The 8,726-nt window shown below is 72.2% G+C and carries 8 protein-coding genes; 3 read left to right on the forward strand and 5 right to left on the reverse strand.

Features of this window, described 5'->3' with window-relative positions; translation table 11 throughout:
- The first annotated feature begins 23 nt into the window (after positions 1 to 23).
- The 3 genes from ABZY91_RS32605 to ABZY91_RS32615 all read left to right on the forward strand — a co-directional run bounded on the left by ABZY91_RS32605 (position 24) and on the right by ABZY91_RS32615 (position 2,237).
- Entirely contained in the window at positions 24 to 701 is a 678-nt protein-coding gene (locus ABZY91_RS32605; protein ID WP_355406637.1) for a hypothetical protein, read from the forward strand.
- 239 nt (positions 702 to 940) lie between these two features.
- Complete coding sequence (locus tag ABZY91_RS32610; RefSeq protein ID WP_355406639.1) at positions 941 to 1,639, forward strand: hypothetical protein; 699 nt, start codon at positions 941 to 943, stop codon at positions 1,637 to 1,639.
- A gap of 277 nt (positions 1,640 to 1,916) precedes the next feature.
- The gene (locus ABZY91_RS32615; protein WP_329949926.1) at positions 1,917 to 2,237 is read left to right on the forward strand and encodes a hypothetical protein; all 321 of its coding nucleotides are present in this window, start codon (positions 1,917 to 1,919) and stop codon (positions 2,235 to 2,237) included.
- Positions 2,238 to 2,347: 110 nt separating this feature from the next.
- On the opposite strand, the gene ABZY91_RS32620 is transcribed toward ABZY91_RS32615, so the two are convergent.
- The 5 genes from ABZY91_RS32620 to ABZY91_RS32640 all read right to left on the reverse strand — a co-directional run bounded on the left by ABZY91_RS32620 (position 2,348) and on the right by ABZY91_RS32640 (position 8,556).
- The gene (locus tag ABZY91_RS32620) at positions 2,348 to 2,794 is read right to left on the reverse strand and encodes a hypothetical protein (protein WP_355406641.1); all 447 of its coding nucleotides are present in this window, start codon (positions 2,792 to 2,794) and stop codon (positions 2,348 to 2,350) included.
- A gap of 196 nt (positions 2,795 to 2,990) precedes the next feature.
- A complete protein-coding gene (locus tag ABZY91_RS32625) occupies positions 2,991 to 4,694 on the reverse strand; it encodes a SulP family inorganic anion transporter (RefSeq protein ID WP_355406643.1) in 1,704 nt (567 codons plus the stop codon).
- Between the two features lie 46 nt (positions 4,695 to 4,740).
- Positions 4,741 to 6,567 (reverse strand): alkyl sulfatase dimerization domain-containing protein, encoded by a 1,827-nt coding sequence (locus tag ABZY91_RS32630; protein ID WP_355406645.1) that lies wholly within the window; start codon positions 6,565 to 6,567, stop codon positions 4,741 to 4,743.
- Positions 6,568 to 6,850: 283 nt separating this feature from the next.
- On the reverse strand, positions 6,851 to 7,471 hold the full coding sequence (locus ABZY91_RS32635; protein ID WP_329875879.1) for an L-threonylcarbamoyladenylate synthase: 621 nt from the start codon (positions 7,469 to 7,471) through the stop codon (positions 6,851 to 6,853).
- Between the two features lie 386 nt (positions 7,472 to 7,857).
- Positions 7,858 to 8,556: an alpha/beta hydrolase gene (locus ABZY91_RS32640; protein ID WP_355406647.1), complete on the reverse strand. Its 699-nt coding sequence runs from the start codon at positions 8,554 to 8,556 to the stop codon at positions 7,858 to 7,860.
- Positions 8,557 to 8,726: the final 170 nt, after the last annotated feature.

Below are 8,726 nucleotides of genomic sequence, written 5' to 3' on the forward strand. Positions count from 1 at the left end.
TGGCGCGTGGCACAGTTCTGCCCATGAACATCGTCGCCACGCTGCACAGTTGGGACGGCGCCGTCGCTCTCTTCGAGCAGCGGAGCCTGCCTGTCAGCACCTACGAGAACCTGTACGAGGAGGACTACGACGTCCACGCGGGTGACCTCGCCATCGACGGCCACCTCGACCTCGACGCCGTCGAGCCGGACGGCACCGGCTACATCGTCGACGGGAACCTCGACGTCGCCGGCGCGATCCTCAACCTCGACGACGGCTGCCCCGCCCTGATCGTCCTCGGCGACCTCAGGGCCACCGCCGTCTACCTGGAGGGCGACGCCAAACTGCTCGTCCGAGGGAGCGTCCACGTCGAGGCGTTCGTCGGCAACATGACCGACAAACTGGTGATGATCCACGGCGACCTCCACGCCCACGCCACCGTCCTGTCCTCCGAGTTCGCCCCGGACCTCATCGGCGGCGCCCTGCACGGGCCCGTCCTCGCACCCGACTACCTCGCTCCCGCTCCCGGCCGACCGACGGTCGCTCCCGAAACGGTGCTCGTTCCCGAGGTCCTGCGCACCGACGCCGACGACGACCCCGACGACCTGCGCTGCTTCGACGCTCCCGGCGTCCACGGCGGGCGCCTCCTGCGGCGCATCGAGGCCGGTCTGCCCGTCACCCTGACCGCCCGGTCCACGGCCGGGCCCGCCACCGGACGGTAGCGGGGGCGGCTCCTCCCGGACATCGGCTCCGGCCGATGTCCGGCGGGCCCCGCTGCCGTCTGTCGCGTCAGCCGTGGCCGTCGCCGGGTCGTCCTCGCCCGCTCCCGCGGCCGGCACGGCGACGTCAGCGTGCTCCTGGAAGGGCTCAGGATCACCGGCCCGCCGAACACCGACGACCGGCCGGCGCACCAAGTCCGCATTCCGATAGGGTCCTTGGACGAGGAGGGACGACCTTGGGCATGGATGATCTTGTCGCCGGCCGGTTGCCACGGCCGGCGGTGATGGCGGAGCTGGCCCGGACACGGCCGGTGTTCCACTCGGAGGCCGACCTGCAGCACGCGTTCGCCCGGACGCTCTGGGAGCTCGACCGCGAGGTGCAGTGCCGCCTGGAGGTGCGGCAGACCACCTCGGACGGTGTCGAGCACCTCGACCTGCTCTGTGCCACCGCGGAGGGTCGGACCGCGGTGGAGTTCAAGTACGTCAAGAGCGCCTGGAGCGGAGCGGTGGGTGCCGGACCTCCGGGCGAGCAGTACGCCCTGAAGGCGCACGGTGCCCCTGATCTGGCCAGGCGCGACTTCGTGTTCGACGTGGCACGGCTGGAACGGTTCTGCGACCGGCCGGACCAGAACGGTCTGGCGCTGATGGTCACCAACACGTCGGCCTTGTGGCGGGAGCCGAAGCCGTCGGCGAAGCTGCCGCGCGACCACGCGTTCCGGTTGCACGAGGGCGGCGAGCTGGCCGGGGAACTGCTGTGGGGCGGGGGTGACTACCCGCCCAACACCCGTGTCCTGCGCGGAACGTACCCCCTGCGCTGGCAGCCGTACTCGATCCGGCCCGGGGCGGCGGGGGAGTTCCGGTACCTGGCCCTGTTCGTCGAACCGGGCGGGACGGCTCCCGCGGAACCGGACGCCTCGGAGGCGGACGGCCGACCGGCCTGATCGCGCCAGGCCCGGCCCGGACGCACCTCCGGAACCGCGGGCACGTCGGCGGCGAGCGGGTGGACGGGCGGTTCGCGCGCGGGCGCCCGTCGGCTCCTGCTTCGGCCTTGACTGAGTACGGATACTCAGGCGCCCGTCGCTCGTGCGGCGTCACACTGGGGAGGTCATGACGGATGCGAAGGGGGCGGTTGTGAGGCGTGCGAGGGTTCTCACGGTTCTGGCGGTACTGGCGGCGTGTGCGGTGACGGGTGCGGGCCCTGCGGTCGCTGCCGATGACGTGCTGCTCCCGCACCCCGGGCCGGACGGCCTGGTGTGGGTGCCGGACCAGGTGGGGGACGGCGGTTTCGTGTCGGGCGGAGCGTGGAGCACCCTGCCGACCGTTCTCACGGTGGCCTGCGAGGGCGGCGGCAGCGTGCAGGTGACGATGGAGTCGCAGGGGGTGCAGACGGCCTCGCTCACCGTGGACTGCCCGGTCGGAACCGCCGGGGTGGGGTCAGCGACCATGGCTCCGGGGGTCGTGCTGGGATCTTTCTACGTGGGCGTCGACGCGTCCGGTGACACGATCCGGTGGGCCGCGACGGTGACGCAACCGGAGTAGACGCCGCATAACGGGGGGCTGCCGCCACACCGCCGTGCGGCGGCGGCCCCCGCACCGATGAGCGCCGTCCGCCGGACGCCGCCGGACGCGCGACCGCGGACGGCCGGACCCTATCCGGGAAGGTGGATCAGGAAGCCCCACGCCTGCTGCTCGTCGCGGACGTCCAGCGGTCGCAGGGCGATCCGCTGCGGAGCGATGTCCAGCAGGCTGAGATCGAGCGCCAGCTCGGTCCCTCCGACCGGACCGCCGGGGACGACCACGTGGAACCGGGAGGCGTCCGGATCTCCGGCCGGGCGGAGCTCCCACTCCCGGGGCTCGGACGAGCCGACCACCTCGGAGTTCTCCTCCGGATCGCCGTAGTAGCCCGCGTAGGAGCGGTGCCGCTGGTTGCGGAGCAGGACGTTGCCGTTGTCGAGTTCCTCCACCTCCCACGACTGCGCCTCCACCTTGCCTCCGTGGGGCGGGAGGAGCAGCAGGAGCTCCTTGACTCCCGGCAGGCTGAGCAGCTGCTCGTTGGGCTTGTCGATGCCGTAGGTGCCGCTCGGTACGGGTGCCATGGGCGGTCTCCCCTCGTTCGTGTGGTGCCGCACGACACCGCAGATCGATGAATGGGACGATTCAACCCGCGAAGGACGGGACGTGTACGGACCGACACGAGGTGCCGGCCCGCCGAGCCCGGGCACCTGGAGGCGCAGACCGGTCCGGGACTCGGCCGTGGCCGGCGGTGCTGCTCCGGACGAGTACGCGCCCGCGTCAGGGCGAAGGCGGCGCCGGGGCGTTGCGGTGGGCGGCGATCCAGGCGTCGGCGTCGCGGAGGGCGGTTTCGAGCGGGCCGAAGAGAGTACCGGTGGCGGGGACGACGGCGCCGGGCCCGAGGTGCTCGGCCAGACCGGTGTCGGCGACGATCCTGGCGAGCGGGGGCTGGACGCCGGCGAGGATCAGGTGTCCGCCCGCGTGGTGGAGTTCGTCCGCCTTGCGGCGCAGGAGCTTGATCATGGCGGACGACGGTACGTCGGGGAGGGCGCGGACGACGAGGACGAGGACGGCGCCCTCGGCGGGCGCGGGCCAGCTCCGGTCCATGCGGGGGAGTTCGGCGAAGAGGCTGACGCCGTTGTAGTCGAGGACGGTGACCTGCCCGGGGGGCAGCCGGTCGGGCGGTGGCGCGGTCCTCCAGCGGCCGTCGCCCGCGGGTTCGAGGGCGAGGAGCCGGGACTGGCGGGCGGCCTGGGCGCAGTAGAGCAGGAGGGAGGCGACGGCGCCCAGAATGACGGCCTGCTGGAGCGGGAGCTCGGTGGTGGCGAGGAAGGTGAGGGCCATCGCGGCGGTCGACAGGGGAGAGGTCTTCAGGACGAGGCGGATGTCGGGGATCTTGCCGGCGATGAGTTCGGCGCCGACGACGATGATCAGGCCGCCGATGACGGGCATCGGGATGCGCTCGGCCAGGGGCGCGAGGGTGAGGACGATCGCGGCGAGCCACAGGCCGGAGAAGATCCCGGTCCAGCGGGTGCGGGCGCCGGCGGAGACGGCGACACCGGTGCGCGACAGGGAGCCGCCGACCGGCAGGGACTGGAACAGGGCCCCGGCGACGTTGGCCGCACCCTGGGCGGCGAAGTCGCCGTTGACGGAGGAACGGGAGCCGTCCGGGTTGGGGACGGTCGGGGCGATACCGGCCGCTTGCGCGAGGGCGACCAGGGCGATGGAGACGGCGCCGCCGAGCAGGTGCGGGAACGCCGACCAGTCGGGGGCGGTGTAGTGGGGGAGGGCCGAGGGGATGTCGGCGATGCCCTCGACCAGCTCCACACCGGTGCCCAGCGCGGCGACCGCGCTGCTGACGACCACCATGGCGATCAGCAGCGCGACCGTTCTCAGCCGCTTCACGGCGTGGGCCAGGGCCCAGACGGCGACGGTGGCGGTCGCGGTCAGGGTGGCAGCGAGCTCCCAGGAACCGACGTGCACCACCCAGTCGCCCAGCTGCACGAGCTTGTTGTGGCCCTGCGGCTCGTAGCCGGTGGCGTCCTTCAGGACACCGGTGACGATCTGCACGGCGATGCCGACGGAGAAGCCGGTCATCACCGCGTTGGAGACGAACGAGAGCACCACTCCGAGCCGCAGGACGCCCATGAGCAGCATGACGAGGCCGGTCATCACGGCGAGCATCGCGATGTTCCCGCTGCTGCCGGCATCGAGGCCGGCGTCGGCCAGGACGCTCTGCGCCGTGAGCGAGATGGCGCTGGTGAGGGTGGTGACCATCAGTACGGTGCGGGCGGTGATCGAGCCGACGACGGCGGGCACGACACCGGAGAAGAGCCCGGCGACCGGGTTGAACCCGGCGATCGCCGCGTAGGCCATGCCTTCGGGGATGCTGAACAGACCGGTGACCAGACCGGCGGAGACGTCGGCGGGCCGCGGCCTGCCCAGGTGGGGGCGGCGGAGCCTGGAGGGTGCGGTTCGGGTCATGCGCGGCTTCGGTGGCATACGGGGCCGTGGTCGCGGTGTCGGACGGTCAGGGAGTGACGACCGGGAAGGACTTGTCGACCGGTGTGACCAGGGAGAAGAGGCGATCGAGGGCGCCGAGGTCGCCCTCGTGGTCGATCTTCTCCGAACCGCCGCCGGCCAGCAGGCCCAGCAGCTGGGGCTTGGTCAGGGTCAGGGTGAGGTCGGCGGCTGTCCTGGCCGCGCCGCTCTGGGGAACGGTGCGGTGGGTCAGGGCGCCGTTGCTGAGGGTCAGACGGTGGCGCCGGCGCTCGTCGACGAGGGCCAGGTCGATCGTCAGCTTCTCCTGCCAGGCCCGGGGGCCGTCGACGCGGACCGCGATCGAGTCGAGGAGCATGTCGACGGTCAGGGCCATCGCCATCTCGGGGTTGGTGGAGTCCAGCAGGATGGTGCCCGGTCCCTGGCGCAGTTCCAGGGCCGCGGTGAGGAAGAAGTTGCGCCAGGGGCCGTTCTCCGCGCCGTGACCGAGCCGGTCGTAGACGCCGGCGAGCGCGTCCTTGGCCGCGGTGTCGGAGGCGTCGGCGAAGACCAGGTGGTTGAGGAGGGTGGCGGCGAAACGCAGGTCCCCGTCCTGGGTGAAGGCCCGGGCCTTCGCCAGTGCCTGGTTCCGCCCGCCGAGCGCGTCCACGTACCGGCGGGCCTGCTCCACCGGCGGGTGCTCCCACAGGTGCGCCGGGTTGCCGTCGAACCAGCCCAGGTACCGCTGGTAGACGGCCTTGACGTTGTGCGAGAGCGAGCCGTAGTAGCCCCGCGCGTGCCAGGAGGTCTCCAGCGCCGGCGGCAGCTCCAGCTGCTCGGCGATCTCCGGCCCGGTCAGCCCGTCGTTCAGCAGCCGCAGGGTCTGGTCGTGCAGGTAGGCGTACAGGTCGCGCTGCGCCGACAGGAACGTCACGACGTTGCCGTGACCCCAGGTGGGCCAGTGGTGCGAGGCGAACGCCACGTCGTACCGTCCGTCGAAGAAGTCGATCGCCTCGTCCAGGTAGCGGGCCCAGATCCGGGCGTCCCGGACCACTGCGCCGCGCAGGGTCAGGATGTTGTGCATGTTGTGCGTGGCGTTCTCCGCCAGGCACAGGGCCCGCCTGTCGGGGAACAGGAAGTTCATCTCGGCCGGGGCCTCGGTGCCGGGAGTCAGCTGGAAGACGATCCGCACCCCGTCGACGGTCTCCTCCTGCCCGGTGTGGGTGATGTCGAGCGTCGGCGGGATCAGCGTGACCGTGCCGGTCGAGGTGGTCATGCCCAGCCCGGCACTGATCTGTCCCTCGGGGCCCTTGGGCAGCCGGTCCCCGTACATGAACATCGCCCGCCGGGTCATGGCGTTGCCCGCGTAGACGTTCTCGCTCACCGCGTGTTCGAGGAAGCCCACCGGGGCGATCACCGGCACCCCCTCCTCCGTACCGGCCGGCAGCACACCGCGCGAACCGCCGAAGTGGTCGCCGTGCGAGTGCGTGTAGACCAGGCCCGTCACCGGCCGCTGACCCCGGTGCTCGCGGTACAGCGCGAGCGCCGCAGCAGCGGTCTGCGCGGAGATCAGCGGGTCGATCACGACCACCCCGCGCTCGCCCTCCACCAGCGTCATGTTCGACAGGTCCAGACCCCGCACCTGGTAGATGCCCTCGGTCACCTCGAACAGGCCCTGCTTCGCACACAGCTGCGCCTGGCGCCACAGGCTCGGGTTCGCGGTGGGCGGGCATTCGCCCCGCAGGAAGTCGTAGGCGTCGTTGTCCCAGATCACCCGCCCGTCCTCGGCCTTCACCACGGCGGGCACCAGCGAGGCGATCAGCCCGCGCTCCGCGTTCTCGAAGTCCGTCCTGTCACCGAAGGGCAGTGAGGAGGTCATGCGTCGCTCCGATCCAAAGCCGAGCCGGGAACCCCGATCCGCGGCCCGCACCGGGCACACCCGGCGGCGGAACGGCGGCGTACCCGGCCCACCCTAGGACGATCATGGACAGGACCCCGAGTCCTGTTGGACCTTCCGGGTGAAGGCCGAGAGGCGCGCCACCGACACTGCCCTCGGCTCCCGCTCGCCCCGAGCGTGCGCAAGGCCCGGCGCCCCGTCCGGCGACGCCGCCCGGACCGGGTGCGGGTCGGTGGCGGCCACCGGCGGATGCGTCCTCGTGCGGCTACTCGAAGCGTGCGGGGTCGCCGGCTCCGCGGCGGACGATCTCCGCTCCGCCGTCGGAGAAGTCGACGACCGTGGTCGGGGTCGTGCCGCAGTCGCCGGAATCGACGACGGCGTCCAGCACGTGGTCGAGTCGTTCCTTGATCTCCCACCCCTGGGTCATCGGCTCGTCCTCGCCGGGCAGGAGCAGGGTGCTGGACACGAGGGGCTCGCCGAGCGTGGCGAGCAGGGCCCGCGTGACGGTGTGGTCGGGGATCCGGACGCCGACGGTCTTCTTCTTCGGGTGCATCAGACGGCGCGGGACCTCCTTGGTGGCGGGGAGGATGAAGGTGTAACTGCCCGGTGTCGCGGCCTTGATGGCGCGGAAGACGTCGTTGTCGATGTGGACGAACTGCCCCAGCTGGGCGAAGTTCTCGCACATCAGGGTGAAGTGGTGGCGGTCGTCGAGGCGCCTGATCGACCGGATCCGGTCGAGGCCCTCGTGGTTGCCCATGCGGCAGCCGAGGGCGAAACAGGAGTCGGTCGGGTACGCGATGAGGGCTCCGGAGCGGAGGCTGTCGGCCACGGTGTTGATGGTGCGGGCCTGGGGGGTCTGCGGGTGAACGTCGAAGTACTTCGCCATTGGCCGACCCTACGGGATCCGCCCGGCCGTCGTGGGACCGGCCCGCGGTGGGGCGGGGCCGGGGCCGGCCCGGCGCGCCGGTCGGTGCCCGCACGCCGCCACCGCCGCTCCCCGCGCGCCGTCCGGTCTTCCCGTCGCAACTTCGGCCGGGTGAGGGGGACTTCGGGTACCGGTACCCGCCACGTGCGCGTGCCCGGCCTGAAGTCCTCCTCACCCGGGCGGGCCCACCACCGGGTCAGGACCGATCGGGCCTCGGCGGCCTCGGGCCTCGGCCTGTCGGGCTGTTCGGCTGTCCGGCTGTCCGGCTGTCGGGCTGTCCGGCTGTCCGTCCGGTGCCGGGGGCTGCGGGGCCGGAACCGGTGCGGGCTCCGTGCCCGGTGGATCCGCTACGGGCCGGTGACGTCGTTCGCGGCGGCCTCGATCAGGTCGGTCACCGCGCCCGGCTGGGAGGCGAGGGAGGCGTGCGAGGCGTCCAGCTCGATCGTCTTGCGCGGGTTGATCCGTGCGGCCATGCGGCGCTCGTTGTCCGGGTGGATCATGCGGTCCGCGGTGGACACCTGGTACCAGGAGGGCTTCCTGCGCCAGGCCGGGGCGGTGATGGTGTCACCGAAGGTGGAGGCGAGCGGTGCCTTCTGCGTCACGGCCATGACCAGCGCCTCGTCGGGCGTGAGGTCCTGCGCGAAGCTCTCGTGGAAGAGGTCCTGCTTGATCCACAGGTAGCCGTCGGAGTCGGGCGCGATGTTCGCGAACGCCGCCGGCGGCTCCTCCTGGCTGAGCCCGCCCGGGCTCTCGCCGGCGTCCGGCGCGAACGCCGCGACGTAGACCAGGGCCGACACGTTCGGCAGGTCGCCGGCCTCGGTGATGACCGCGCCGCCGTACGAGTGCCCGACAAGTACGACGGGGCCTGCGATCTGGCGGATCATCCGGCGGGTGCGTTCGGCGTCGTCCGCCAGGGAGGTCAGCGGGTTCTCCACGGCGTGCAGGTCGCGGAACCCGCGGCGGTGGAGTTCCAGGATGACCTTGGACCAGTGGGCGGCGCCGCCCCAGAAGCCGTGGACCAGGACGATGGAGGGCTTGTCGGCCATGAGGGGCCTTCCTGCGAGGTGGGGAGGGGGTCCGACTGCGTCGTCCACGTTAGGCAGCCTTCCGGACCTCGCCGTCGCGCCGCGCCAGGTCGCCACTCACATGGATCCGGGCACCGACGGACCGGCGCGCGCCGCCGGCGGGGGCTCGCGCGGACGGCCGTCCGCGCGAG

It is taken from the genome of Kitasatospora sp. NPDC002965, assembly GCF_040611255.1.
Taxonomy (GTDB): domain Bacteria; phylum Actinomycetota; class Actinomycetes; order Streptomycetales; family Streptomycetaceae; genus Kitasatospora.

Coding starts and splice junctions, on each gene's coding strand:
- ABZY91_RS32605 (WP_355406637.1), top strand. CDS start 24: ATGAACATCGTCGCCACGCTGCACAGTTGGGACGGCGCCGTCGCTCTC.
- ABZY91_RS32610 (WP_355406639.1), top strand. CDS start 941: ATGGATGATCTTGTCGCCGGCCGGTTGCCACGGCCGGCGGTGATGGCG.
- ABZY91_RS32620 (WP_355406641.1), bottom strand. CDS start 2,794: ATGGCACCCGTACCGAGCGGCACCTACGGCATCGACAAGCCCAACGAG.
- ABZY91_RS32625 (WP_355406643.1), bottom strand. CDS start 4,694: ATGACCCGAACCGCACCCTCCAGGCTCCGCCGCCCCCACCTGGGCAGG.
- ABZY91_RS32630 (WP_355406645.1), bottom strand. CDS start 6,567: ATGACCTCCTCACTGCCCTTCGGTGACAGGACGGACTTCGAGAACGCG.
- ABZY91_RS32635 (WP_329875879.1), bottom strand. CDS start 7,471: ATGGCGAAGTACTTCGACGTTCACCCGCAGACCCCCCAGGCCCGCACC.
- ABZY91_RS32640 (WP_355406647.1), bottom strand. CDS start 8,556: ATGGCCGACAAGCCCTCCATCGTCCTGGTCCACGGCTTCTGGGGCGGC.